This is a genomic window from Agrobacterium sp. ST15.16.055 (assembly GCF_027956555.1).
Classification (GTDB): domain Bacteria; phylum Pseudomonadota; class Alphaproteobacteria; order Rhizobiales; family Rhizobiaceae; genus Agrobacterium; species Agrobacterium salinitolerans.
In genome coordinates this window covers 97,326-122,250 of the sequence record NZ_JAQKGN010000001.1, presented here as the reverse complement: position 1 = coordinate 122,250, position 24,925 = coordinate 97,326, and the positions used below count along the sequence as shown (strand labels likewise).

Sequence of the window (24,925 nt, the reverse complement as noted above, 5' to 3'; positions counted from 1 at the left end):
ACCTCACGCCGCCTCCGTCAGCAGCGCTGAAACAGAGCGGCAGGTTTCCTCCAGTGAGAAACGCTGGCTCACATCCTCCCGCCCCTTTCGCGCCAGCCTTTCCGCCAGAGCCGGTTGCGACAGTATGCGGCCGATCGCCGCTGCCAGCGCCGACGCATTCCCCGGCGGCACAAGAAGGCCGGTTTCGCCGTCACGGATGATTTCGGTAACACCGCCGCCGCGCGTGGCGACAACCGGACGCCCGCACATCATCGCCTCCACCACCACCCGGCCGAAGGGCTCGGCAACAATCGAGGTATGAGCAACCACATCCATCGCCGCCATCAATTCCGGCACATCCGGGCGGAAACCGAGGAAACGGACGCGGCCGTCGAGACCGAGACGGGACGCCTGTTCGCGGATTCGCGCTTCATACGCTTCCTGCCCGAAAAGCGCACCGCCGACGATGACCGCCTGCACGCCCTCCATCGCCGCAATCGCGTCCAGAAACACATGTTGTCCCTTCCATTCGCTCAGCCGGCCAAAAAGGCCGACAAGCGGTTGCGGACCAAGGCCCAGTTCCGCACGCAGCCGCGCGGCCGCGCCGGGCTCATAAATCCTTGCTTTCGCGGGGTCGAAGCCGTTGTAGACGATGCGAACCTTATCCGCCTCGCCGCCGGCCTCGATGAAAGCCCGGCCCGTCTCGTCGGAGTTGACAGCAACCAGCCTGGCGAAAAGGCGCGCAAATGCCAGCGAGGCCCGGCGATTGGCGGCGCTGAAAGCGGGATCGGTGACAATATCGTGTAAAATCCAGACGAGCGGCCGACGGCTGAACGTCGCGGCCAGCGCACAGACAAAAAGCGCCTTTTGCGAGTTGGCGCAGATCACATCATAGCGCCTCGCCTCCCGGCTCAATTGCCAGGCAACCGCCACCACGTCGGCCGCTCCGCGCAACAGCGCGCCGAAAGACGCATCGCGGCGTATAGACAGCATTTTTTCTCCAGCGGACAGCATGACCGGAGTCCGCCCCGCATCAATGAGATCATCTGCGGCCGCACCGCCACTGAGAAAACAGGCGCGCCAGGAGTGCGGGCCCGCCTTGACGAGGTCCGTCAGAAAAAGTTCGGCGCCACCCTTCTCTCCGGTATGGCTGACGAAAAGAGCCGATGTCATGGCGTCTCCCCCGCCGGATGGGAGGACCCATGACGCATCCGCCTGTAATTGCGGGCACGAACTGACGACCGGCAAAAACAACGAACCTGCCCGAAAGCAACAGGAATATCCTCACCGAAATCTGCGCAAAAACGCATAACGATAGTTAAAAACAACTGAATCAAAGCCCATTTTATTAATAAAATTCAATAATACCAATAGTAATCAGAATAATATTCTATTTCTATATTTCGAGCCAAATCAAAGAAAAATTTACGACGCTCTTTTTCATGCGCTGTTTTCTGTTTCGCCCCCCGCATTTTTCCCCGGGTCTCGCAGCGGGATTATTCTAAGGCCAGACCAGGAGAGCGAACAATGACACCGCCCGGATACAACATATGCATATATATGGCGCGAACGGAAGAGGTGGCCGCATGATCGGCTTAACGCTCGGCATAGGTTCCCGAAACATGGGCGACGCCGGTCTTTCCCTGACCGCGTTCTCGCCCTTGCGGGCCCGTCTGGCGGCCGGCCAGAATGCCGCGATCTTCGTGAACGGCGACAGCACCGCCCATGCCGAAGCCGGACCATTTCAGCAATTTGCGATGATGCTCGGCGATCTGCACGATACGACTGTTGTGTTATACCGCTGGGCGGAATGGGAGACGAGCGCCGCCACCGGACCAAAAACCTATGCGGCCCCGGTTACGCTGCGCGCCGGCAAGGGGGCGACGCTGACGCTCTATCTTGCGACGCTGCCCGGCGGCATGGCGGGGTACATGCTTGCGGAACAGCGCTCGGCAGCGCTGGAGATTCCCCGTCCCGACCTCTGCATCATGCATCATGGCCACAATATGCAAACTTTCGAAATGCCGGGCAGCATTTTGAGCTCCGGACGAGCCGCATTGTTCGGACCACTGGGAATGACCGAATGGAAATGGCCAAATGCTCCTCAACTCATCACCACGCAGAACCCGTGGCGTGATGGCACGGGTTACGACAAGGTCTATCAGGCGATCCTCGACCTGGCCCGCTCCCATCCGAATCTCACGCTGGTGGATACGCATGCCGTATTTATGGCGAAGGGCAAGGACGCCGCCCTTTATCGGGACAATATTCACCCCAACGAGGCGGGTTCCTGCCTGGTAGCCCAGGCCCTGCTCGATTCCTATCTGAGGTCGGCACGCGATAACAGCTTCCAGACACCTTGCTGGCCAAGGCTGCCCGCCGCCAATCTCATCGGCAATGGTGATTTCACCGATTGGACTGGTTCCGTCCCGACGGGCTGGGGCATGACTTCGCCAGGTTCCGCCACCCAAACCACCGAAATCATCTTCTCCCCGTCCTTTGCAAGCAGCCTCGCCCTCTATGCAAATGGCAGCCAGACGGCAGGGCTCACACGTTATTTCCGCAATGCGGAGGCCGTCGCGATGATCGGCAGGACCGTTTCCTTCGCCGTACTTTATAAAAACAACGGAAAGCAGCGTCTGCCCTACATAACGCTGGTTGCAAAAAGCGGCGGCGCAGTCCGGACGATCGTTTGCTCCGCCCTGCAATTTGGAGGGGCCAACATCTCCGGCAATAGCGGCTGGATGTGGGCGATCGCCAACGGGATTGCCATAGACCCCGACATCAACCCGTCGGGGTATGCTTTTTATCTGCGAATCCTTCCGGCATTCGGCACCGGCGCGCCCGGCTCGAATGAGCCACTTCATATTCAGCGCATCATCGCCGTCGAAGGGGATTTGCCGAAAGGCAATCTGATCTCATGACGAAACGATAAAATGTCTTGCGTGGCGGCGCCATCCAGCCCACTAATAGTCGTTATATTATATTCATTGCCAGGCGGTAGAGCTCTCCTATGGACAGTCGAAATCCGCTCACAAAAGATAGAGACTGCTGATGAGAAGACCAGCAAATCATGCGGCGTCGCGCCAGCCCTCTATACCGGGTTTTGTTTTGGCAATGCCGCTTTACCCGTCAAAAACGATCAATATTCCCGGCGTCTGTCTCGCGATATTCGTATATTCCATCGGTTTCTTCATTCAATGCAATGTGTTGACCAGCAATCTCGGCCTGCGTTTCCTCAATATTACCGACATGCTGGTGCTGATGACGCTGCCCGTCCTCGCCCTGCTTTACATTCGCTGCCTGACGCTGTCGATTATCCTGTTTTATCTTGTTCCGCTGACGATGCTGTTTGTCCTCACGACGCTGTTTGCCGACGCGCGCGGCGATGGCGAGTTTTATACAACGGCGATGACCTATTTTTATGCGGTCTATTTTCTGTTCTTTGCCTATATGCTGTTCAAGGAAAACCTCCTCGAACTGTTCTGCTGGGGCATATTTGCGGGGTTCATAGCGGTGACGATCCTGCTTTTCCTGGACACCGTCATCCATGACCAGCTCGCCTCGCTCGGATTGTCCTTCATGTTCGATGAGGCAGGCGTCCTGGAGCTTGCGGCGAAAGGTGAGATAACCCCGTTGCTTTTGCGCGTCGAAAAGGCAGGCGGCATCTGGCCCGTCGGCAATACAGCTGGACCGGCCTTCGCGCTCGCCGGAGCAGCGGCGGCCTATGTCGCCGAACGCCACAAACGCCCCGCACTGTTTGCCGTGTTTCTGCTCGTATATCTCGCCAGCTTCACCCTCACGCTCAACCGCTCGGGGGTGTTTGCCGTCCTCGCTATCGGGCTATATTTCTACATTCGGAATTTTTCGATCAAAATGCTGCTCAGCACCTATTTCGGGTTTGCCTTGTGCGCGCTCGTCATCGCCGCCGTTTTGCCGCTCGGTGCTTTCGACTTTGCGGAACAGGCCTTTACGAAACGTTTTCTTGAGGACAGCAACAGCAGCAACAATTTGCATGAGCGGTGGGAGACGATCACCGGCGGTTTTCAGGTCATGTTCCAGCATCCTGTGGGCATAGGGTTTACCGCGCGATACGAAGAACTTGCGCGGATATCGAGGATCGGCACACCACATAATGGTTTTATGGCCACCGCCTACGCTTCCGGGTTGGGATTTTGCATCATGAGCGCCTTTGCGCTGGTTTATGTAATTTTCCGAAAACGCAAAATCGGCTTTTTCGCCTATTCAGCAATCGGCGTCATTATTGGCTATCAATTTGAAGAGCTGAATTTCAACCCCGTCTTCATGGCTCATGTGGGGCTTGGGCTTGCCTATACCGCCATTGATCTGGACTTCAGGCTTTTCCTGAGAAACACAATGATGCGGATGCTGGGAACGGCAGACAATGCGCGCAACAGGGGAGAACGAAGCCTCATCAGCGACCCGCCGGGTCTAAGGCCGCCTGTGTTCTGACGGGACGTTTCAGGCCACATCGACGATCTCGATCTCCCTCCCGCCCAAACGGACGAGATCGCCAGCCGCTTTTCCCATCAGCACCCTTGCAACCGGGGAGACATAGGACATCGTTCCCGCAGCGGGATCTGCTTCATCTTCGCCGACGATCCGGAACCGTTGCGTTCGCCCGTCATCGCGGCTGAACGTCACCAGGCTGCCGAAGACGACGACGCCGTCCGCTGGCGGATCAGGCATCAATTGCGCGGTACGGACCCGCTCGGAGAAATATCGCAGATCGCGAAGCGGGCTGGCGGAAATGCGGCGTCTTTCATTGATGTCTTCAATGGCATTAGCCGCCTCACAGGCTTCGCGCGCCAGCCGCAGCTGCTCTTCTAGGGCCTTCAGCCCGGACCGCGTTACCAAATTGGGATGAGGCGAGATTATCCGGTCCGGCAGAACGGTTTCGGCTGCGGTTTCCGCACTGTCTTCCTTGGTAAAGGCTACGCTCAATCCTGACACTCCATTCCCGAATGCCCCAATCCTGCCATCGCTCGCAGGCGCCCGCAAGAGCACGCTGCGCGGGTTCAAAACGGACATGTAACAGGCGCAAGCGGGTCAGGACAACGTGCTCGTTCAACAGCTCAATGCAACCGTAACGGAACATACCCCTCATATTTCGGCCTAACAGGGGGCTTTTTGCCCTGTTAGAGTGTGCAGCAGGAGGAGTGAGACGCCAACGCTAACGGACAGGAGACGGTTCATGGCCCGGACAGTAGTGAATGCGCTTGGAGACACACTCTATTACAGCGGCAACTCCACGGGATTTTTCTCCGCCACGGGTTCCGGCCCGCTGCTCACCGGCACGGCAGGCAATGATTCCATGTGGGGAGACAGTTCCGTCAACGTGACCATGGCCGGCGGCACGGGCGACGATATTTATTATCTCTATTCGAGCATCAATCGCGCCGCCGAAAATGCCGGGGAAGGCATCGACACCATCGATACCTGGATGAGTTACACCCTGCCCGACAATTTCGAGAATCTGCGGGTAACGGGTGACGGGCGTTATGCCTTCGGCAATTCGCTCGACAATATCATTACCGGCGGGTCGGGCAGTCAGACGATCGATGGCGGGGCCGGCAACGACGTGCTGATCGGCGGCGGCGGGGCCGACACCTTTGTTTTCACGAGCGGCAACGGCACCGATCTCATTACCGATTTCAGCGCCAACGACACGATCCGGCTCAATGGCTACGGCATCACATCTTTCGATCAGCTTGTCGGCAGCGCCACACAGCAAGGCGACGACCTGTGGCTCAATTTTTCGAATGGCGAGGCCATCGTTCTTGCTGGAACGACCGTAAACGACCTTCAGGCCGACCAGTTCGAACTCAGCCTCGACCGCTCGTCCCTTACCCAGACCTTTGCCGATGAATTCGATACGCTCTCGCTGCGCAGTGGCGATCAGGGTATCTGGGACGCCAAATATTGGTGGGCGCCGGAAAAGGGAAGCTCGCTGACGACGAATGGTGAGGCGCAATGGTATATCAACCCGGCCTATGCCGGCACATCGGAGGTCAATCCTTTCAGCACCGAAAACGGCGTCCTGACCATCACCGCCGAGGAGACCCCGCAGTCGATTGCCGACGAGGTCGAGGGTTATGACTATACCTCGGGGATGCTGAACACCTATTCCTCCTTCAGCCAGACCTATGGTTATTTCGAGATCCGCGTCGATATGCCGACCGACCGGGGCGCCTGGCCTGCCTTCTGGCTGCTGCCCGAAGATGGCTCCTGGCCGCCTGAACTCGATGTCATCGAAATGCGCGGCCAGAACCCTAACACGCTCATCATGTCCGCCCATTCCAACGCCACCGGTGAACAGACCTCGGTGATCAACAATGTCAGTGTACCGAGCACCGACGGGTTTCACACTTATGGCGTGCTGTGGGATGCCGAACACATAACCTGGTATTTCGATGATGTCGCCGTGGCGCAGACGGATACGCCTGACGATATGCATGACCCCATGTACATGGTCGTCAACCTTGCCGTCGGTGGCACGGCGGGAACGCCATCGGCAGCCGATTTCAGCGACGGCTCGCAGATGATGATCGATTACATCAAGGCCTATTCGCTCTCCGACTGGGCCGCATAAATTAAAACACCGGCAGTCGCATCGGGACTGCCGGTGTTTCAAACATCAGCATCTCGGCTCACGCCTTGTCAGGCCCATCACTCGGCCGCGAGCTGGGTGCGGGCGGCATTCAGCGAAATCAGATGCCGCGCCGTTTCAAGGCTTGCCGGCTGCTCGGCGCGATAACGGCGGCCGATTTCCATCATCAGCACAGTATTTGGCAGGAAGGAAAGTTCCGAGAAGATGTCCTGCCAGTCGATATCGCCCCAGCCGAGGGGCATGTGCAGATCGCCGATGCCGAGTGCTGTGTTTTCCTGAGGAAAATAGGGCTGATAGAAGCCCTGTGGGCGGCCGAAGGAATCATGCACATGCAGATGGCCGGCAACCGGCGCCATGGCGCGAAGTTCATCGCGGAAATCGAGGCCACGATAGGTGGATTCGAGATAGGCATGGCTGAAGTCGATCAGCGCTACGAGATTGTCGTGCCCGACAGCCTTCACGGTTGCGGCCACCTCGGCCGGCGTCTGGCGATATTGGCCGGGCTCGGTGGAGAAGATGTTCTCGAGTGCGATGCGCACGCCATAGGGCCTGCAAAATTCAGCCAGTTCGAAAAGCGCGTCCCGCTCGCGGCTGTCGGCATCGGCCCGTTCGGCGATCTGGTCGGCACGCAGCGCGCCGCCATGCTGGACGAGAATGCCCGCACCGATACGGTCGCATAGAACGGCAAGCGCCTTGGCCGCGTCGATCTGGTAACGGCATGTCACCGGATCCATGAAATTCGAAGAGACGAGACCGTGCACGGTGTAACGGAAGTCGAACCGCTTCGCGAGCGTTACGAAACGGTCGGCGCGCTCCTCGATGAGCCGGCCGCCGGCGATCATGTCGAGGCTTGTTGCGGCGATTTCCACGGTATCGCAGCCGATTTCGGCAAGCGCGCGCAGATCGTGTTCGAGGGTGGCCAGTTCGCCATCATCCGAGCCGGCGTTGAAGCCGGTACCTATAAGATTGCTCACGTCGTCATCTCCAGGGTTAAAAAGGTCATGGGAGCTCGGGCGCCGTGCATGCGACGCCACTTCCAGCAGGTCCGGGCGGCCGATATTGGCATCGTCTATCCCGGGCGGTGCGATATCGTAAGAAAGTCCAGGGTCGCCGCCGTTGTGTTGGAAAGCGAACGGGACATTGTGATCCGTTTCCGTTGAAACCGATCCCTCAATTAAGTTTCTTCATTTACAGCTTTATGACATTTCCGCTGGCAAACAGCAGGGAGCGCACGCCGCGCCTGGACAAGCGGCGGCATCATGAAGACGTGCGGGGGAAATTGTCGCAAGGTCCGGTTTCGGACACTCGGGTCCGCTCAAAATCGGATTGGTCGCAAATTGCGGCGATGGGTTTTCGCACCGGCGGGTTAAAGCTGCATGTATTCGGGCGGAAGGCGCTAACCGAGATTGTACACCATGAAATAAATCAGCCAGCAATGCGCAATGGCCAATATCGCCCAGGCCCATTTGGCGGCCCTGATATCGGCATCGACGATCCTGTTTCGAATCTCGGCCCTGCCCGACGCCTCGTCTCCGGCTCGATCGTCCACGACGACAGATGAAGATAATGTTTGCGAAACAGGTTCGCCGACAACGTAGAGCCTGTCGCCGCGCGGACGCGAATTATCCCCGACGCTCTCCGCATCGGAAAGCGTATCGTCGCCGGAAACGCAATTCACCGCCACAAGCTGCGATGATACCCCCCTGTTACGCACTTTACCTCTATTGGGCATCATAATCTTCCACACAATAAAAATAAAAATATTCACGAGTTACTTCCGGTAAAGCTGCGCTTTACCGGACATGCCGCGATAAGCGCGTCCATGCTTCCCCCGCCGACCCAAAGGCCGCCCCCGTCATCAGGCTACCGGGACCCCCGGCAGATCACGCCTGCCCGCATAAGGTTTCGCCTCCCGCTGGATCAGGAAAACGGATTTTTCCACCGGCAGCGGCTCGATTGTCCGGTAGCGCTGAAATCGCCTGGAATATTCGAATCGGATCAGCCTGTCGTCGAACTTCCCCGCCAGAACGCGATAACCGTTTACGAATTCATTGAGGATTTCCAGTTCCTCTCCCCACACCCAGCCGCCGTAGGACGTCCCCTCATTCGAACGCAGCACAATCTCGAAAAAGTGCCCGCCCGCCACCAGCGGCATACGAAAGAGAATATCGAGATTATCCTCGTCCTCGTCGTCACCCTTTTCCGCAGACAGCCTGGCATGCGCGACCTTCGCATGGACGAGCGCCGATACCGGATAGAACGGACGACCCTTGAACCACATGAATTCACTGACCGCATATCCGACATCGTCGGCACGCTGGTAAGGCTCGATACGCGGCTCGAAGGCCATGTAGCTTCCGTTGAACGCTATCACTGTCGAAAATTCCCGATGCCCGCCCGTCGCATGTTCGCTGTTTTCCACCCGTCATTCACGCTTCTGTCTGCGACAATACCCAAGCCGCGTCACACCAGCGTCAAATGGAACGCTATGATGACTTTCAATTTCCCGGACACGTTGTTAGATGATGGTTCATGAGGGGACGAAAGTGGCTGGGAACGCTGAACTGATACCGATCCGGCTTTTTGGCACCCCGCGCTGTGATGCGGTGCGGGAGGCATTTTTTCCGTCCAAGGGCTTCGCGCTGACCGCCGCCCTCATCCTTGCGCCGAACCAGTCCCTTTCCCGCCAGTACGCCGCATCGCTGCTGTGGGAAAATGTCGAGCAGAAGAGGGCTCTCGGCAATTTGCGGCAGTTGATTTTGCGCCTGCAGAAACTGCCCAATGAGGACGACGCCATCCTTCTGACCGAAGGAAACGACCTGAAGGCCGGCAGGCTGGCGCAGCGCACCGACCTTGCCCTCTTCCTTGCCGGCGCAAGGGCCGAAGACCCGATGCGGCGGCTCAATGCGCTGCTGGAATTCGGCGGCGAGTTGCTGGAGGGGCTGGAGGCCGGGCAGGACCATCTCTATCTCTGGCTGCTTTCTGAGCGCCGCCGCCTCAGGGACCTGTTCTTTTCGAGCTATACCCAGCTTCTGGAGGAATTGACGCGGTTTGGCCGCGCCAGTTCGAACGACATCTCCAGGCTTGCCGAATGCGCTTGCAAGCTCGAACCGGAACGCGAAGAAACCTACCGCGCCGCCATGGCGGCCTATGCGCGGATCGGAAATATCAGCGCCTGTGAGGGCATGCACCAGCTTCTGATGGAGCAGCTTCGTCAGGAAGGTCGTTCCCCGGAAGCGGAAACCGTGGCGCTGCGACGGCGAATACAAAGCCTGGCCGCCACGATAGCGGCCCCCGCCGAGGCGGAAGAGGGCATTCGCCGGAAATCCCAGACGAAACCGCGCATCGCATTCGTTCGTCCGGCAAGGGTCGACGGGCAGCCGGTCTCGCCGGTCATGCAGGCCTTTGTCGAGGATGTCGCCAACAGCCTTGTCCGATACCGCACCTTCACCGTGCTTTCGCCGCACAGCACCTTTGCACTGGCGCATGACCGGGCCGATGACGGCTACGCCATGCTGCGGGCGGATTACCGCATCATTTCGACCGTGTTCGACGAAACCCGCATGTCGGTTGCGCTGATCGAGGACGCCAGCGGTGAAATCGTCTGGTCGCTGGAGGCGGTCCTGACCGAACGACATATTCACGCCGCTTTCCGCCTGCTCTCCAAACAGGTGGCCGCAGCGCTTGCCCGCGAAATCGAGCGGCTTCAGGTGGAGCCCGACCGCAACCACAGCGGCGAGGCCTACCGGCAATTGCTGGAGGGCCAGCAGCTTCTGCGCGGCAAATGCGATCTGCCGCTTCTCAGAAGAGCCCGCTCGATGTTCCGCAAGGCGGTCGATCTCGACCACGGCATGGCGGTTGCCCGCGCCCGCGTGGCGCAGAGCCTGCAACTGGAATGGCTGATGCTGGGCGGCAACGACCCCCATCTCCTGCATCGCGCCAAGGCGGAAGCAGACTCCTCCGTCGAAATCGACCCCGCCCTTGGGGTGGGCCACTGGATGTGCGCGGTGGTGGCGCTCTACCAGCGGGATTTCGATGTCTCAGCCGAAAAATTCTTCGAGGCGGAGGCGTTGGCGCCCAACTCGGCCGACCTCCTGCTCCAGCATGCCGACGCGCTTGCTCATTTCGGCGATGCGGAAATCGCCTGGGAGAAATTTCAGCAGGCCATCGATCTCAATCCTCTGGCGCCCGACATCTACTGGTGGGCCGGCGCCAGCATCGCGTTCAAGCGCGAGGATTACGGCACGGCGGTGGAACTGTGCGGGCGGATGGAAAATGACGAGCCTGCGTTGCGCGTCCTGACCGCAAGCCACGCCCTGCATGGCGATCTGACCGCCGCTCTGGAAACCGGCAACAGGCTTCAGGAAAACTATCCGGGTATGACGGCGAGGGAGATCAGCAGTCTGTCTCCGGACCGGGACCCGGTAGCGAATGAAAAATTCTATCACGCACTTCGATTAGCTGGGATTAAATAGGAGATATTATGTCCTCGCATTTCTTCATTGTCGGAAAAAAGGGTTTTGGCGTTCTCTTCATTCGCACGGCGCCGCTTCGGGTTGCGTCCGTCTCGCATGAGACGATTGCCGCGTATGAAACCAGCCATCCGGGCGTGGATGGCTATGCCCGTGTGGCCGCGGCCGCAAAGTCCATGCTCGTTCGCCAGGACGGCCAGCCGGAAGCGGAACTGGATCAGGTGCAGATCCAGGGCATCGAAGCCCTCGTCGCCGGCGGCGCCGTGGTTTCCGAAGCCGATTTCGCCTTTATCGGCGAAGTGGTCGACGCCGGCTGGGATTTCAACCGCATGGTGCAGGCGCCGATCGAAGCGGCCCTGAAGGCTGTCGGCCCGGCCGGCGCCGTCACCGGCGAGCTGTTCGACGCGATTCTTGCCGACGACAGCAACACCGCGCCCTGATCGCGGTCGCGCAGCCTTGGCCCGCGCCGATGCTCCCATATCAGCGACAGCGGCTTCAAGGCATGCCGACGCTTCGTTCTTCGATCCCGGACTGCTTCGGCGGTTCGGGATTACCCGTGTCGGTGATGTAACCGATCTCGATATTATCGGTATTCCCGTCTGGTTCGCGGCCCGGCCCAATTCGCGCGGGCTGTCGGTCTCGCAGGGCAAGGGGCTTGTCGCGGAACAGGCCCGGCTATCGGCGATCATGGAAGCGATCGAAGGTGCAGTTGCCGAAGAAACCCGCAAACATATCGCCGCCTTCAGCTCCGTTCAGCAGATGCGGGAGAAGGGAACTCCCATCATTCCCTTCGAAACCGTCGGCAGAGTTGATTGCGACGCGCTCGATCCGAGAAAAGAACGCGCCTGGGTGAAGGGAACGTCCATTCGCCGGCAACAGGAGGTTTTTGCGCCTTACGAACTTGTCGGCATGGATTTCCGCGTGGATTTCCCATGGGACCGGTGGGCCTTCCGCATGAGTTCGCAAGGGCTCGCGGCCGGGTTCAACCATGACCATGCGGTTCTCCATGCCCTGCTCGAACTCATTGAAAACGACGCCTGCTTTCTCGTCGACACTTTCGAGACGCGCGCCGTCGCACCGCAGCCGATCCTCATTCCGGCCGGCGTCGATCCTTCGTTTGACCGTCTTGTCCAACATCTGTCGGACATCGGCCTGCCGCCGTCCTTCTTCGACCTCACGAATGGGCTTGGCGTGCCGGTGGCGATGGCGAGCCTGCCCCGGTCGCTGCAGGCGCAGGATGGGCCTGCCACCCGCAGCGCCGCGGGGGCCGCTTGCCGGCCTGATATTCATGGCGCTGCGATTGCAGCGCTGCTGGAGGCGATCCAGTCGCGATTGACCGATATCAGTGGCGCGAGGGACGATCTTTCTCCTCTCCGCTACCAGCGGGATATGGTTGCGGCCGGGTCTTCGGCCGCCGGCGTGCAGCCGATGGAAAGGGCGTCGGCCAATCTCGATTTTATACATGACGCCGCGTCTTCGCCGCCATGGCGTCAACTTGCGACGCACCTGTTCGCCGGCGGCATTGAGGATATCTATGTCTTTCCACTGGAAACGGAGGTATCCGGCCTGCATGTGGTGCGGGTTCTGGCAAGCGGCCTTGCCCCGGCCGGCGGCGGCCTGCAACACATCTCGCAGCGCACTCTCGATCGCATGCTGACTGTCGGGGGCCTCGAATGAAGCCGGTGGTTTTTGCAGGCCCGTCCATCCACGGCATCGCAGGCGAATATACTGCCGGTCTCGATCTTTGCGGTCCGGCCGCCTGCGGCGATATTTTCGATGCGGTTCGGCACGGTGTCGGCACAATCGGGCTGATAGACGGGCTTTACGGCGATTGCGCCGCAGTCTGGCACAAGGAAATCCTCTATGCGCTTTCGAACGGCGTTACCGTTATCGGCGCTGCCAGCATGGGTGCGCTCAGGGCGGCGGAATGCGCCCCCTTCGGCATGATCGGCATCGGCGAGATTTTCGAGGCTTATCGGGATGGGCGGCGTGTTTCCGATGCCGATGTGGCGGTGAGCCACGCGCCGGGTGCGCTCGATTACCGCCCGCTGACGGTTGCGCTGGTAGACGCCGAGGCGACGCTTGCGGCCTGCCGCGAGACGCTCACCCCGGAGCAATATGGCGCGCTCGCGCTTGCCGCCAGCAACCTGCATTTTGCCGGCAGGACATGGCGCTCCATCGCTGCCGAAGCCGGTCTCGGCACCGCGACGGCAGATTTGCTCGCGGCCAATGCGGTTTCCGTCAAGAGAAACGATGCGACGAGGCTTCTGGCAATGCTCACGGGAGAAACATTGCCATCGCCACCGTCGCCATCATGGAAACTCCAGAATACGATGTTTTTCCAGCAATTGGCGGCAAGGCGGCTGGCAGGGAACAAAACGTCTTGAGCGCCATCCAGCCCTTGTCTCTGATCCCCGATTGCGGCGGGCTGATCCGCACGATTGCGCTCGCACTGCCCGCCTCTTTATTGGCGAAAAACAGGACCGCTGACTGTGTTTCACCGCTCATTCCAATCGGAAACCTGCTCTCGGCCCTGCCTGCAGATATCACCGCCGTTATCGTGATTGATCACGCCTGTCTCCAGTCGGCACGAGCCTGGCTCGGCAGCCTGCCAACACGCTGCAGCACGGATCTGATACCCCTTGCCGGAAACGACAGTATTTCCCATCCATGGATACAGGACATGTTCCATGTACGTGCGGCGGATATTACGGCGGAATTCGTGCTGTTGGCAGAGAATGCCGTCGGCGCCAGCCTCGCCGAATATATGGGAGCGGCGACAACCCATTCCGATGTCGCCCTGGCGGGGGGCAACCAGCTCGTCGGCCCGGATTTTCGGCTGGTGGGCCATTCCAGCCTACGGGATGACAGGGGAATCGGAAGGAATGCGCCCATCCCTTCGCAGCGGTTGCGAAAGATTGAGGCTCTCGACGGCAGCAGCGTTTTCAGTTTCGGATATCGGCCGGGCGATCTCGGTCAAATTCCGGCTTCTTCCGATTTTTCCGCGATGGAAACATGCGGAGCGGAGGTTGCCGATAAAAAAATGCACCAATGCGGCTTTCACGTTGACCAGTTCGTTTCCGTCACCGGTCTGAGAAGCGGCGGCCGGCCGCTATTGCTCCTCGCCGACCCCCTCGCCCATGGCGGATGCGATGCCCGCGCCGCAACGGAGCTTAAACGAAAACTGGACGCCTCAGCGCTTTGGCTCGCGCGGCAGGGCTTTGCGATCGAGCGCAATCCCATCCCGATTTCGCCGGCCATCGACACCAACAAATGCCTGCCCAGACTTTACAACAATGTATTTCTTGAAAATGTCATACGTTCCGGTCAGAAACGGCCATTCGTCTGGATTCCGCATTTCGGCGATACCGAACCGCTTGAGGAATTCGATGCAATGAACCGAAGAATTTGGGATGGATTCGGCTTTCAAACCATCGGCGTGAGCGGATGGAGCCACCTTTCCAGCCGCAACGGTGCGTTGCGTTGTGCGACAAAAATAATAAATCGCGGCCCGGACACGCGATTATGAACAAAAAACCGTGCAATTTTGTCAATAAAGCTTCATAATACCCGTGGAAATTGTGTTGAATGTATACCTTCAACAATATTAATTGATAATCATCGGATTTAAGAACCTCAAGCGGAGGAATTTGTAATGCACGCCAAACTACCCAGCCCGATCGACGTCCATGTCGGCGCACAAATCAGAATGCGCCGCAAGTCGCTCGGCATGAGCCAGAGTGCGCTGGCCGGGCGATTGGGCATCACCTTCCAGCAGGTCCAGAAGTATGAAAAGGGCGCCAATCGTGTCGGTGCGTCCCGTCTGCAGGCCATCGCGTCGATTCTCGGCGTTGAGGTCAGTTCCCTGTTCGCCAACGCCACGCCCGATGGCGATCCGGCCAACCCGGCTCTTGGTACGATCAATGCCATGCAGACCTTCGTGGCCTCGAATGAAGGCTTTTCGCTCAACCAGGCCTTTTCGCGTATCAAGAGCGCCGCCGTGCGCAGAAGCATCGTCGCTCTCGTGACATCGCTTGCCGCCACTGAAGCGGCGGAAAACGCCGCCGCGCCGGCGGACAAAAACGGCGATTGACACAGGTGTGACGCTCGCGTGACGCTCAATGTGGTCGAAAATGAACAACGCAACATCATCGCGTTTTCATAGTGTCGACTGTCGAGAGGGAATCATGGCGGCGTCTACCACGGCTATACTTGAACAGGACAATGCGGACGAGATTCTGGCGCTCGGGCGGATGGTTTCCTATCTCTGCCAGCGCTCGAAATCTCTGGAACTGGGCATGTCGACCTATTTCCTGGAAATGGCGCTGTTGTCGCTGGCGCAGGACATAAATCAGCATGGCTTGCCGAACGCAGCTGCAGAGATGAACGGCAGCGGTTTGGCACACGCCGAACTACATTGAACAACCGCATTTAAAAGACCGCGTCTGCACTTGCGCAGAGCTGCAGACATTTTTCGTCTGCGGTTCCGGCTGGGCTGAAACACACCGGACGCACCTATTTTATAAAATTTGTTCCTAGCGTTTGTCGAGGCCCGGTTTTTACCGGGCCTCGATTTATATCAAAGGTAAAGACTGGCAAATCCTGTTGTCAGACGACGACGGCGCCCGGACCCGCCACTGCGCCCGGCGGCACCTTGCCCAGAATGATCATGCCGAGAACCTCATCCTTGGTGACATCCTCGGTCCGCGCGTGGCCGACCACTCTGCCGTTCTTCATCACGAAGACCCTGTCGGCCAGATCGAAAACATCGTGAATATCGTGGCTGATGAGGAAGATGCCGATGCCCTGTCGTTTCAGCTCCTTGACGAGATCGCCCACCTGCGCCGTTTCCTGCGGCCCGAGTGCGGCCGTCGGCTCGTCCATGATGAGGATTCGGGCATCGAACAGAATGGCGCGGGCGATGGCGACGGATTGCCGCTGGCCGCCCGACAACGCCTTCACCGGCTCCTTGAACCGCCGGAAATTGGGGTTGAGCCGCCCCATCACCTCACGGGCCGAGGCTTCCATGGCGACATCATCGAGCGTGCCCCATTTCGTCTTCAGCTCGCGGCCGAGATAAAGATTGGCCGCCGCATCGACATTATCCGCCACCGCCAGCGTCTGGTAGATGGTCTCGATACCGTATTTCTTGGCATCGCGGGGATTGCGGATATCGGCATCCTCGCCATTGATGAGAATATCGCCGCCATCGCGCCGGTATGCGCCGGAGAGTATCTTGATAAGGGTCGATTTGCCCGCGCCGTTGTGGCCGAGAAGGGCGACCACCTCACCGGGGAAAAGATCGACAGAGGCGTTTTCCACCGCATGGATACCGCCGAAGGAAATGGAAATATTGCGCATTTCCACGAGGGGCGTGACTTGGTCCGTCATAGGAGTTCTCCTCGGTTCTTACTTGGCGCGGGCGCGGTAGATGGTGTCGAGCCAGACGGCGACGACCAGGACCACACCGACAACGATGCGCTGGAAGGGCGTATCGATGCCCACCAGCACCATGCCGGATTGCAGCGACTGCATGACGAGCGCGCCGAGCATCGCGCCCGCTACGGTTCCGACACCGCCGGCAAGCGAGGTGCCGCCGATGACGGCCGCCGCGATGGTGTAGAGCTCGTCCAGCTCGCCCTGGGCATTGGTGGCCGCGTTGAGGCGGGCGGTCGAGATGGCCGCGGCGATGGCGCACAGAACGCCCATCAGCGTGAAGATTTTCACCGTCACCCAGCGGGTCTTGATACCGGCGAGTTCGGCTGCTTCCGGATTGCCGCCGATGGCGAAGACATAACGTCCGAAACGCAACCTTGTGGCGATGAAGGTCATGACCGCACCAACGGCAAGCGCCATCAGTACCGGAATGGCGATACCGTGCGAAATGAACAGGCCGCCTTCAGGCCAGGCGATGCCATTGGCATCGGCATAGTTGCGGGCGATGTTGATTGGCCATGGATAGCTGTTGACCACCGCCACGAAACCGATGACGACGACGCAGCCGAGAGCTGCCAGAAAATATTCCGCCCAGACGGGCCGCAGCGGAAAACCGAAGCGGCGGCGTTGGTGGCGGGAATTGAGGATTGCCGCGATGATGGCGACGCAGGCTATGATGGCAGCGATCCAGCTCCATGTCGCGCCAATCGAGCCGCTGGTGCCGCCGCCCATCAGGCGGAAGGTGGAATCCATCGGCGCCACGGTGCGGCCGCTGGTGATGAACCATGTGCCGCCGCGCCAGACCAGCAGACCGCCAAGCGTAACGATGAAGGACGGCACGTTCAGGAAGGCGATGATGGAGCCCTGTAGCATGCCGATGGCGCCGCCGACGAGAATCCCGACCAGAAGCGTGACGATCCAGGTTGCCCAATGTTCGAACCCGAGGATTTGCGGCAGGATTTCCGCCTGTGTGACGCCCATGATCATGCCGGAGAAACCGAGGATCGACCCGACCGACAGGTCGATATTGCGGGTGACGATAACGAGCACCATGCCGGTCGCCATGACAGCCACGGACGCGGTCTGCACGGAAAGGTTCCAGAGGTTTCGCGGCGTCAGAAACAATCCGCCCGACAGGATATGAAATCCGATCCAGATCAGAAGAAGTGCACCCACCATGCCGAGCAGCCTGGTATCCAGCTCGGTGGCGTTGATGAAGCGCGTTATCGAGCCTGCTTTTTCCGTCTTTTGCGACGTTGTGGAATTGGATTGGGTCGTATCGGCCATGAACTGCCGGTGCTCCTTACATCTTAGACCGTTTTCGTTTTTCCCTGAATCGCGAAAACGCTCCAACGCTTTTTTCTGGCGCATCTCCGGACGGAAAACCGGGGCCCACTTTTCCTGGAAATGCTCTAAGAGGCGCTGCGCCATGAGCCATGGCGCAGCGCCCGAACCGGGACGTATTCGATCAATCGCAGGCTTTGACGGTTCCGGCCTTCACACCCTGGCAGGCCGTTTCCTTTTTGATCCAGCCGGCATCGATGACGACGTTCAGATTGTCCTTGGTGATGGCGATCGGCTTCAGGAAGACCGACTGCATCGTGACCTTCTTCGGGCCGCCGTCAAAGGCCGTGACGCCCTTGATCTCCGTCATCTTCTTGCCGCCGGCCAATTCCAGCGCGATGCCTGCCGCTTCCTTGCCGAGTTCACGGCTGTCCTTCCAGACCGAGACCGTCTGCGTGCCGAGCGCGACGCGGTTCAGTGCGGCGAAATCGGCATCCTGACCGGAAACGGGAACCGAACCGGCCATGCCCTGCGCGGCGAGAGCGGCGATTGCACCGCCGGCTGTGCCATCGTTCGAGGCGACGACCGCATCGACCTTGTTGTTATTCTTGGTCAGGAACTGTTCCATGTTCTTCTGGGCATTTTCCGGCTTCCAGCCATCGGTATAGGCTTCGCCGACATTCTTGATCTTGCCGCCGTCAATGGCAGCCTTCAGCACTTCCTGCTGACCGGCGAACAGGAAGTCCGCATTCGGATCGGAAGAAGAGCCCTTGATGAAGACGTAATTGCCTTCGGGCTTCACCTTGAAGACTTCGGCAGCCTGAAGACGCCCGACTTCCTTGTTATCGAAGGTAATGTAGAAGGCGTTCTGGTTTTCGATCAAGCGGTCGTAACCCACGACCGGAATGCCTTCGGCAACGGCCTTTTCAACAGCCGGGCCAATCGCGTCGCTGTCCTGCGCCAGGATGATCAGCGCGTTGGCGCCCTGCGCGATCAGCGATTCCACGTCGGTCAGCTGCTTTGCGGCGGATGATTGCGCGTCGGCGGAGATGTATTTCGCGCCGGCCTTGTCAAGCGCCGCCTTGATGGCCGCCTCATCCGTTTTCCAGCGTTCTTCCTGGAAATTCGACCAGGAAACGCCGACGACGAGATCGGCCGCGATAGCCGCGGTATGCAGGGAAACGAGTACGGCTGTACCCGCCAAAAGCTTGGCAAAAGAATTCATGATGTCCTCCCGGTAAGGGCGACACCCCACACCTCCATGCAGGAAAATCGCCCGGAAAAAGCTGCCGATCTCTGTGGTTTCACAATTTTCTCGACAGTCGAGAAAATTAATGTCAGAGATTCCCCATGCTGTCAACAACGGCTGCGGGCAGCATCCGGGTGCCTTGATCTTGCTCGTGGCATACGCCATCAGAGTGGGATCAGCACGACAGGAAAAAGGCCGTTCAGGGAGCATGCCCCAGCCCATGTCCGCCATTGCAAGTACGGAACTGGTGCGCCAGAAAAACAGCCTGTCGGTGATGGCGGCGCTGCGCCTGCACGGCAGCCTTTCCCATACCGACATGTCGTCTTCCACCGGGCTTGCCTCCGCAACCGTGTCCGCCATCACCACCGAGCTTGAGCGGGCCGGTCTCATCCTGCGAAAAGAGCAACTCGCCGCCGCCGGCCGCGGCCGGCCGCGCATTCTCTTCGGCCCGCGCGGCGCTTTCTGCCATGTCGCCATCATCATCATCTCTTCCGACAGCGTGCAATATTCGCTGGTCGATTATGCCGGCAAGCTGGTGGACCGTTTCACCGAACAAAGGATTGCCGCTGAAAAAGGTACATTCGGCGGCGCGATCCTCGCCGGTCTCGCAAGACTTGCCGATCGCTCACGCATTGACCGGCACGATATCCTCCAGGTCTCGATCAGCAGCAAGGGGCTGGTGGATACGGCCACGGCAACACTCGTCTGGTCGCCGGTTCTCGGTGACGAAAGGATTGATTTCCAGCGGCTGGTATCCGGGGACAGCCGCATTCGCGTGACGCTGAACAACGAAACGCTGCTGGCCGCAAAAGCCATCTGGATGCGGGAGCAGGCAAAAGAAAACCCGGCGCCGGAGGCCCTCGTCACCCTCTCCCTCGGCCACAGCATCGGCCTTGGCATCGCCCGCGCGGCGCGCGGCGCAATCGAGGTCAGCGCCCCCAATTTCGGCCATATGCTGCATCTGGCCGACGGCGCGCTGTGCCGTTGCGGCACCAAAGGCTGCATTGAGGCCTATTCCGGGTTTTACGCCATACTGCGTTCTGCTTTCGAAGCCCCGCCGCAGGCGGAACCGGCGAAATTCGTGCCGATTGCGGAGGTGGACAAGATCGCCGCCTCGGCCCGCACCGGCGCCCGCATGGCGCGGTTCGCCTTTCGCACCGCCGGACTTGCGCTCGGCAACGGTCTTTCACGCCTCTTCAGTCTGCATGGCCATATGCCGGTTTTCATCACCGGCCCGGGCACCCGCTATTTCGATCTTCTGGAAAGCGGCCTGCGCGACGGTCTGGCGCAATCGCAGGCGGTGCGTTTCGGCGGCATGCCGAAAATTGCCATAGCGCCCAACGAACCGGAACTGGTGTTTGAAGGGCATATGGAACACGCGCTTTCAGCCGCAGACGACTACATCCTGAGCGCCGACGGCCCGGAGAGACCGGTGAAGAGTTCAGGGAGCTGACAGGGCGGCTGGCGGATTTTCAGGCGCGCTCCGCCACGGCTTCGGCCTTTTGCTCGCCGCCCGTCAGCATGGCCACGAATTCATCGAGACCGGCAGCCTCTTCCTTGCTCAGGCGCAGGCCCTGTTTCGTGCGTCGCCAGAGAATGTCCTCGGCCGCGCAGGCCCATTCGTGTTCAACCAGCCAGCGCACCTCGCATTCATAAAGCGTGCCGCCAAAATGCCGGCCGAGGCCGGAGACATCGGTGGCGCCTCCCAACAGTTCTGCAGCCTTCGTACCGTAGTTTCTGACAAGCCGCTCGGCATGGCGTCCATCAAGGAAAGGGTATCGGGAGACGAGCGCCCGAACCTGCGCCTCATATCTCTCAGCGCCGAAATCGCCACCCGGCAGGTGGGAGCCCGCCGTCCACGGCTTGCCCTTTTCGCCAATTGCCGCGCCGATCTTTTCCAGCGCATGTTCCGCCAGCCGCCGATAGGTGGTGAGCTTGCCGCCGAAAATATTGAGGAGTGGAGCTTCACCCTCGGCCTCTTCAACCTTCAGCACGTAATCGCGTGTGGCTTCCTGCGCTTTCGAAGCGCCGTCATCAAAGAGCGGCCGTACGCCGGAATAAGTCCAGACAATGTCTTCCGGCCGAACGGGTTCGCTGAAATAGTCGCTGGCCGCGTTGCAGAGATAGGAAATTTCGTCTTCGGAAATGCGAACCCTGGCCGGATCGCCCTTGTAGTCGCGATCCGTGGTGCCAATCAGCGTGAAATCGCGCTCATAGGGAATGGCGAAGATGATGCGGTTATCAGGGTTCTGGAAGAAATAGGCGCGCGGATCGGAAAACTTCTTGCGCACAACGATGTGGCTGCCCTGCACGAGCCGGACATTGTGCACGTCGTTGCGCCCGAAGACGCCGGAAAGCACAGTATCCACCCAGGGACCGGCAGCATTGACCAGCATGCGCGCTTTATGCGTGGCCGAACGACCGGTTTTTTCGTCCAGCGTCTCGATGAGCCACAGCCCGCCTTCGCGCCGTGCGGAAACGACGCGCGTGCGGTTCATGATGGTCGCGCCGCGATCCGCCGCATCGCGTGCGTTGAGAACCACGAAGCGGGCATCATCCACCCAGCCGTCGGAATATTCGAAAGCCCTGGCGAAAGCCGGTTTCAGAGGCTTGCCCGCCGGGTCCTTGCGAAGATCGAGCGTGCCGGTCGCCGGCAAAAGTTTGCGGCCGCCGAGATTGTCATAAAGAAACAGGCCGAGCCGGACCATCCAGGCCGGGCGCACGCCGCCTTTCTGGATTGGCAGGACGAAACGCATGGGCCAGATGACATGTGGGGCCATGGCCCAGAGGATTTCCCGCTCCATCAGCGCTTCGCGGACGAGGCGAAACTCGTAATGTTCGAGATAACGCAAACCGCCATGGATGAGCTTGGTGGCCGCGGAAGACGTGCCGGAAGCGAAATCGCCCTTTTCCGCAAGCGCCACGGAATAGCCCCTGCCCACGGCATCGCGGGCAATGCCGCAGCCATTGATGCCGCCACCGATGACAAAAAGATCGAAAATATTCTCGCCGGACATAGAGCCTCCACGACAGCGTCGGGGGGACCTCGTCCCCATCGTTGAAAGACAATTGCCATAAAAACGAAAACAAAACGAATGTCAAAAGAAAACAAACGAAACACGTTCCGGCAAAGGCGAACGGCCGCTGCGCGCCATCCACCGTATGGCCAGCCTCTTACGGGGTCTGTGTTTCAGCCATGTGTCCGAGAAACCTGTTCAAGCTCATAGAGCACGCCGCCCATATCCTTTGGGTGCAGGAAAAGAACGGGATTGCCATGCGCGCCGATCTTCGGCTCGCCGTCACCCAGAATTCGAACGCCTTTTTTGACGAGATCGTCGCGCGCCGCGACAATGTCAGGCACTTCGAAGCAAAGATGGTGCGTGCCGCCGCCCGGATTTCTCTCGAGAAAAGCGGCAATCGGCGAATTTTCGCCGAGCGGATAAAGAAGCTCGATCTTGGTATTTTCAGCCTGAATAAAAACCACCGTCACCCCGTGTTGAGGTAGCGATTGCGGCTCCGAGACCTCTGCGCCAAGTGCGCTGTAGCGGGCAATAGCGGCATCGAGATCGGGCACCGCGATGGCGACGTGATTCAATCTTCCGAACATGGCCGTATTCCCCTCACACGTTCCGCCTGACGCCTTCGAGCAGGTCGAGAACCTTGTTGGCCGCATCCATGACATTGGTGCCGGGTCCGAAAATTGCCGAAACGCCGTGATCGAGCAGAAACTGATAATCCTGCCGTGGAATGACGCCGCCGACCACGACGATGATGTCTTCCGCGCCCTTCTGTTTCAGCGCCTCAACCAGCTGCGGCGCCAGCGTCTTATGACCGGCGGCGAGCGACGACATGCCCACCACATGCACCCTGTTCTGAACGGCGATATCCGCCGCTTCAACGGGCGTCTGGAACAAAGGGCCGGCCAGCACATCGAAACCGATATCGCCGAAGGCGGAGGCTATGACTTTCGCGCCGCGATCATGTCCGTCCTGCCCGAGTTTGGCGACCATGATGCGCGGCTTGGTGCCGATCCTCTCAGCAACACCGGAAAGCCGGGCGGAGAGCGTGGCAAGTTCAGGCTCATCCCTATAGGCCTCGCCATAAATATCGCTCACCACCTCCGGCACGGCGGCATGGTCACCGAAGACCGCACGCAGTGCATCGGAAATCTCTCCCACCGTGGCGCGGGCGCGGGCGGCGACAACGGCGGCTTCGAGAATATTGCCCTTGCCGCTGCGGGCGATCTCGGAAAGTGCCGCCAAGGCGGAGGTCACATCCTTGCCATCGCGGCGGCGGCGCGTCTCCTCAATGCGGCGGATCTGCGCGGCGCGAACGGCGGCATTGTCGATATCGAGAACATCGATATCTTCCTCGTTTTCGAGACGATAACGGTTGACGCCGACGATGACCTCCTCGCCCTTGTCCACCGCCGCCTGGCGGCGTGTTGCCGCCTCTTCGATCAGCCGTTTCGGCAGGCCTTCCGCCACCGCTCTGGTCATGCCGCCAAGCGCCTCCACCTCCTCGATCAGCGCCCAGGCCTTCTCTGCCAGTTCATCGGTCAGGCTCTCGACATAATAGGAGCCGGCCAGCGGATCGACGACCTTGGTGACACCGGTTTCATGCTGGAGGATAAGCTGCGTATTGCGGGCGATGCGGGCGGAAAACTCCGTCGGCAGGGCAATCGCCTCATCGAAGGAATTGGTGTGCAGCGACTGCGTACCGCCAAGCACGGCGGACATGGCCTCAAACGCGGTGCGGACGATGTTGTTATAGGGGTCCTGCTCCTGAAGCGAGACACCTGACGTCTGGCAATGGGTGCGCAGCATCAGCGATGACGCTTTTTGCGGCTTGAATTCCTGCATGATGCGCGACCAGAGCAGGCGCGCGGCGCGCAGCTTCGCCGCCTCCATGAAGAAATTCATGCCGATGGCGAAAAAGAACGACAGGCGCCCGGCAAAATCATCGACATTCAGCCCCTTGGCAAGGGCCGCGCGCACATATTCGCGGCCATCCGCCAGCGTGAAGGCAAGCTCCTGCACCAGCGTCGCGCCGGCTTCCTGCATGTGATAGCCGGAAATGGAGATGGAGTTGAATTTCGGCATCTCCTTCGCCGTATATTCGATGATATCGGCAATGATCCGCATCGAGGGTTCCGGCGGATAGATATAGGTGTTGCGAACCATGAACTCCTTGAGAATGTCGTTCTGGATGGTGCCCGAGAGGGCGGCACGAGGCACCCCCTGCTCTTCCCCCGCAACGATGAAACTGGCGAGCACCGGAATAACCGCGCCATTCATGGTCATCGACACCGAGACTTTTTCGAGCGGGATGCCGTCGAACAGGATTTTCATGTCCTCGACGCTGTCGATCGCCACGCCGGCCTTGCCGACATCGCCCTCCACGCGCGGATGATCGCTGTCATAACCGCGATGGGTGGCGAGATCGAAGGCGACGGAAACGCCCTGCTGACCGGCGGCCAGCGCCTTGCGGTAAAAGGCGTTCGAGGCTTCCGCCGTGGAGAAACCGGCATATTGGCGGATGGTCCAGGGCCGCCCGGCATACATGGTGGCGCGCGGGCCGCGCGTGAAGGGTGCAAAGCCGGGCAGGCTGTCGAGATGGGAAATCTTCTGCAGATCGTCAGCCGTATAGAGCGGCTTGACCTCGATGCCCTCCGGCGTGTGCCAGACGAGTGTGTCCGGTGAGCGCTTCAGCTCCTTTTCGGCAAGCTGCAGCCAATCCCGCACCGTTTTTTCACCCGACATGCATCTCTCCCCTTCTGCATTTCATTTTAGCACTGTGGCGGCTGATCGTGACGAAAATCGAACGGCCGCGCGCAGGCCCGCCCCCTTAAACCACTCCGATCCGCATCCGTTC

At 59.7% G+C, this 24,925-nt stretch carries 23 protein-coding genes; 11 read left to right on the top strand and 12 right to left on the bottom strand.

The features are described 5' to 3' along the window. Positions 1-3: 3 nt before the first annotated feature. Entirely contained in the window at positions 4-1,152 is a 1,149-nt protein-coding gene (locus PL599_RS00630; protein WP_142912057.1) for a glycosyltransferase family 4 protein, read from the bottom strand. A 422-nt stretch (positions 1,153-1,574) separates the two neighbouring features. After that, positions 1,575-1,757 (bottom strand): hypothetical protein, encoded by a 183-nt coding sequence (locus PL599_RS00625; RefSeq protein ID WP_271358771.1) that lies wholly within the window; start codon positions 1,755-1,757, stop codon positions 1,575-1,577. On the opposite strand from PL599_RS00625, the gene PL599_RS00620 reads away from it, so the two are divergent. After that, complete coding sequence (locus PL599_RS00620) at positions 1,740-2,903, top strand: SGNH/GDSL hydrolase family protein (protein WP_271358769.1); 1,164 nt, start codon at positions 1,740-1,742, stop codon at positions 2,901-2,903. The genes PL599_RS00625 and PL599_RS00620 overlap by 18 nt on opposite strands. A gap of 130 nt (positions 2,904-3,033) precedes the next feature. After that, positions 3,034-4,452: an O-antigen ligase family protein gene (locus tag PL599_RS00615; protein WP_269823455.1), complete on the top strand. Its 1,419-nt coding sequence runs from the start codon at positions 3,034-3,036 to the stop codon at positions 4,450-4,452. 9 nt (positions 4,453-4,461) lie between these two features. On the opposite strand, the gene greA is transcribed toward PL599_RS00615, so the two are convergent. After that, positions 4,462-4,944 carry a transcription elongation factor GreA gene (greA, locus tag PL599_RS00610; RefSeq protein ID WP_077985186.1) on the bottom strand — a complete coding sequence of 161 codons (483 nt, stop codon included), beginning with the start codon at positions 4,942-4,944 and terminating at the stop codon, positions 4,462-4,464. A 250-nt stretch (positions 4,945-5,194) separates the two neighbouring features. Between greA and PL599_RS00605 the strand changes: the two genes are divergently transcribed. Beyond that, positions 5,195-6,592 (top strand): family 16 glycosylhydrolase, encoded by a 1,398-nt coding sequence (locus PL599_RS00605; protein ID WP_269823454.1) that lies wholly within the window; start codon positions 5,195-5,197, stop codon positions 6,590-6,592. 77 nt (positions 6,593-6,669) lie between these two features. On the opposite strand, the gene PL599_RS00600 is transcribed toward PL599_RS00605, so the two are convergent. From PL599_RS00600 to PL599_RS00590, 3 genes are all read right to left on the bottom strand, one after another. After that, positions 6,670-7,584: a TIM barrel protein gene (locus tag PL599_RS00600; RefSeq protein WP_269823453.1), complete on the bottom strand. Its 915-nt coding sequence runs from the start codon at positions 7,582-7,584 to the stop codon at positions 6,670-6,672. A gap of 422 nt (positions 7,585-8,006) precedes the next feature. Continuing rightward, positions 8,007-8,378 carry a hypothetical protein gene (locus PL599_RS00595; RefSeq protein WP_245307239.1) on the bottom strand — a complete coding sequence of 124 codons (372 nt, stop codon included), beginning with the start codon at positions 8,376-8,378 and terminating at the stop codon, positions 8,007-8,009. Between the two features lie 90 nt (positions 8,379-8,468). Beyond that, positions 8,469-8,960, bottom strand: a complete 492-nt coding sequence (locus tag PL599_RS00590; RefSeq protein WP_077985189.1) for a hypothetical protein — start codon at positions 8,958-8,960, stop codon at positions 8,469-8,471. A gap of 172 nt (positions 8,961-9,132) precedes the next feature. Between PL599_RS00590 and PL599_RS00585 the strand changes: the two genes are divergently transcribed. The 7 genes from PL599_RS00585 to PL599_RS00555 all read left to right on the top strand — a co-directional run bounded on the left by PL599_RS00585 (position 9,133) and on the right by PL599_RS00555 (position 15,503). Beyond that, positions 9,133-11,085 (top strand): BTAD domain-containing putative transcriptional regulator, encoded by a 1,953-nt coding sequence (locus tag PL599_RS00585; protein ID WP_269823452.1) that lies wholly within the window; start codon positions 9,133-9,135, stop codon positions 11,083-11,085. Positions 11,086-11,093: 8 nt separating this feature from the next. After that, positions 11,094-11,522 (top strand): hypothetical protein, encoded by a 429-nt coding sequence (locus tag PL599_RS00580; protein ID WP_077985190.1) that lies wholly within the window; start codon positions 11,094-11,096, stop codon positions 11,520-11,522. A 37-nt stretch (positions 11,523-11,559) separates the two neighbouring features. Further along, positions 11,560-12,759 (top strand): YcaO-like family protein, encoded by a 1,200-nt coding sequence (locus tag PL599_RS00575; protein ID WP_269823578.1) that lies wholly within the window; start codon positions 11,560-11,562, stop codon positions 12,757-12,759. Further along, positions 12,756-13,469, top strand: coding sequence for a TfuA-like protein (locus tag PL599_RS00570; RefSeq protein ID WP_269823451.1), 714 nt, complete (start codon positions 12,756-12,758; stop codon positions 13,467-13,469). The genes PL599_RS00575 and PL599_RS00570 overlap by 4 nt, the downstream gene beginning before the upstream one ends. Then, positions 13,466-14,611, top strand: a complete 1,146-nt coding sequence (locus tag PL599_RS00565) for a hypothetical protein (protein WP_269823450.1) — start codon at positions 13,466-13,468, stop codon at positions 14,609-14,611. The genes PL599_RS00570 and PL599_RS00565 overlap by 4 nt, the downstream gene beginning before the upstream one ends. 126 nt (positions 14,612-14,737) lie before the next feature. Then, the gene (locus tag PL599_RS00560) at positions 14,738-15,175 is read left to right on the top strand and encodes a helix-turn-helix domain-containing protein (protein WP_077985193.1); all 438 of its coding nucleotides are present in this window, start codon (positions 14,738-14,740) and stop codon (positions 15,173-15,175) included. Positions 15,176-15,269: 94 nt separating this feature from the next. Then, entirely contained in the window at positions 15,270-15,503 is a 234-nt protein-coding gene (locus PL599_RS00555) for a hypothetical protein (RefSeq protein WP_162520348.1), read from the top strand. Between the two features lie 187 nt (positions 15,504-15,690). On the opposite strand, the gene PL599_RS00550 is transcribed toward PL599_RS00555, so the two are convergent. The 3 genes from PL599_RS00550 to xylF form a co-directional block, all read right to left on the bottom strand. Then, a complete protein-coding gene (locus tag PL599_RS00550; RefSeq protein WP_077985195.1) occupies positions 15,691-16,473 on the bottom strand; it encodes an ATP-binding cassette domain-containing protein in 783 nt (260 codons plus the stop codon). An 18-nt stretch (positions 16,474-16,491) separates the two neighbouring features. Beyond that, positions 16,492-17,805 carry a sugar ABC transporter permease gene (locus PL599_RS00545; RefSeq protein WP_077985331.1) on the bottom strand — a complete coding sequence of 438 codons (1,314 nt, stop codon included), beginning with the start codon at positions 17,803-17,805 and terminating at the stop codon, positions 16,492-16,494. A gap of 181 nt (positions 17,806-17,986) precedes the next feature. Beyond that, on the bottom strand, positions 17,987-19,027 hold the full coding sequence (gene xylF / locus PL599_RS00540; RefSeq protein WP_077985196.1) for a D-xylose ABC transporter substrate-binding protein: 1,041 nt from the start codon (positions 19,025-19,027) through the stop codon (positions 17,987-17,989). 244 nt (positions 19,028-19,271) lie between these two features. Between xylF and PL599_RS00535 the strand changes: the two genes are divergently transcribed. Beyond that, positions 19,272-20,504 (top strand): ROK family transcriptional regulator, encoded by a 1,233-nt coding sequence (locus PL599_RS00535; RefSeq protein WP_269823449.1) that lies wholly within the window; start codon positions 19,272-19,274, stop codon positions 20,502-20,504. 19 nt (positions 20,505-20,523) lie between these two features. On the opposite strand, the gene PL599_RS00530 is transcribed toward PL599_RS00535, so the two are convergent. From PL599_RS00530 to scpA, 3 genes are all read right to left on the bottom strand, one after another. Further along, entirely contained in the window at positions 20,524-22,068 is a 1,545-nt protein-coding gene (locus PL599_RS00530) for a glycerol-3-phosphate dehydrogenase (RefSeq protein ID WP_269823448.1), read from the bottom strand. Between the two features lie 173 nt (positions 22,069-22,241). Next, complete coding sequence (mce, locus tag PL599_RS00525; RefSeq protein WP_077985199.1) at positions 22,242-22,658, bottom strand: methylmalonyl-CoA epimerase; 417 nt, start codon at positions 22,656-22,658, stop codon at positions 22,242-22,244. Between the two features lie 13 nt (positions 22,659-22,671). Then, positions 22,672-24,813 carry a methylmalonyl-CoA mutase gene (scpA, locus tag PL599_RS00520; protein WP_137411456.1) on the bottom strand — a complete coding sequence of 714 codons (2,142 nt, stop codon included), beginning with the start codon at positions 24,811-24,813 and terminating at the stop codon, positions 22,672-22,674. Positions 24,814-24,925 lie beyond the last annotated feature (112 nt).

Excerpts from the sequence above, each read along its gene's own strand:
- PL599_RS00590 (WP_077985189.1), bottom strand. The coding sequence starts at position 8,960 with ATGGCCTTCGAGCCGCGTATCGAGCCTTACCAGCGTGCCGACGATGTC.
- xylF (WP_077985196.1), bottom strand. The coding sequence starts at position 19,027 with ATGAATTCTTTTGCCAAGCTTTTGGCGGGTACAGCCGTACTCGTTTCC.
- mce (WP_077985199.1), bottom strand. The coding sequence starts at position 22,658 with ATGTTCGGAAGATTGAATCACGTCGCCATCGCGGTGCCCGATCTCGAT.
- PL599_RS00630 (WP_142912057.1), bottom strand. The coding sequence starts at position 1,152 with ATGACATCGGCTCTTTTCGTCAGCCATACCGGAGAGAAGGGTGGCGCC.
- PL599_RS00535 (WP_269823449.1), top strand. The coding sequence starts at position 19,272 with ATGTCCGCCATTGCAAGTACGGAACTGGTGCGCCAGAAAAACAGCCTG.
- PL599_RS00560 (WP_077985193.1), top strand. The coding sequence starts at position 14,738 with ATGCACGCCAAACTACCCAGCCCGATCGACGTCCATGTCGGCGCACAA.
- PL599_RS00615 (WP_269823455.1), top strand. The coding sequence starts at position 3,034 with ATGAGAAGACCAGCAAATCATGCGGCGTCGCGCCAGCCCTCTATACCG.
- PL599_RS00555 (WP_162520348.1), top strand. The coding sequence starts at position 15,270 with ATGGCGGCGTCTACCACGGCTATACTTGAACAGGACAATGCGGACGAG.
- PL599_RS00545 (WP_077985331.1), bottom strand. The coding sequence starts at position 17,805 with ATGGCCGATACGACCCAATCCAATTCCACAACGTCGCAAAAGACGGAA.
- PL599_RS00550 (WP_077985195.1), bottom strand. The coding sequence starts at position 16,473 with ATGACGGACCAAGTCACGCCCCTCGTGGAAATGCGCAATATTTCCATT.
- PL599_RS00530 (WP_269823448.1), bottom strand. The coding sequence starts at position 22,068 with ATGTCCGGCGAGAATATTTTCGATCTTTTTGTCATCGGTGGCGGCATC.
- PL599_RS00585 (WP_269823452.1), top strand. The coding sequence starts at position 9,133 with ATGATGGTTCATGAGGGGACGAAAGTGGCTGGGAACGCTGAACTGATA.
- PL599_RS00570 (WP_269823451.1), top strand. The coding sequence starts at position 12,756 with ATGAAGCCGGTGGTTTTTGCAGGCCCGTCCATCCACGGCATCGCAGGC.
- scpA (WP_137411456.1), bottom strand. The coding sequence starts at position 24,813 with ATGTCGGGTGAAAAAACGGTGCGGGATTGGCTGCAGCTTGCCGAAAAG.
- PL599_RS00605 (WP_269823454.1), top strand. The coding sequence starts at position 5,195 with ATGGCCCGGACAGTAGTGAATGCGCTTGGAGACACACTCTATTACAGC.
- PL599_RS00580 (WP_077985190.1), top strand. The coding sequence starts at position 11,094 with ATGTCCTCGCATTTCTTCATTGTCGGAAAAAAGGGTTTTGGCGTTCTC.
- PL599_RS00620 (WP_271358769.1), top strand. The coding sequence starts at position 1,740 with ATGCTCGGCGATCTGCACGATACGACTGTTGTGTTATACCGCTGGGCG.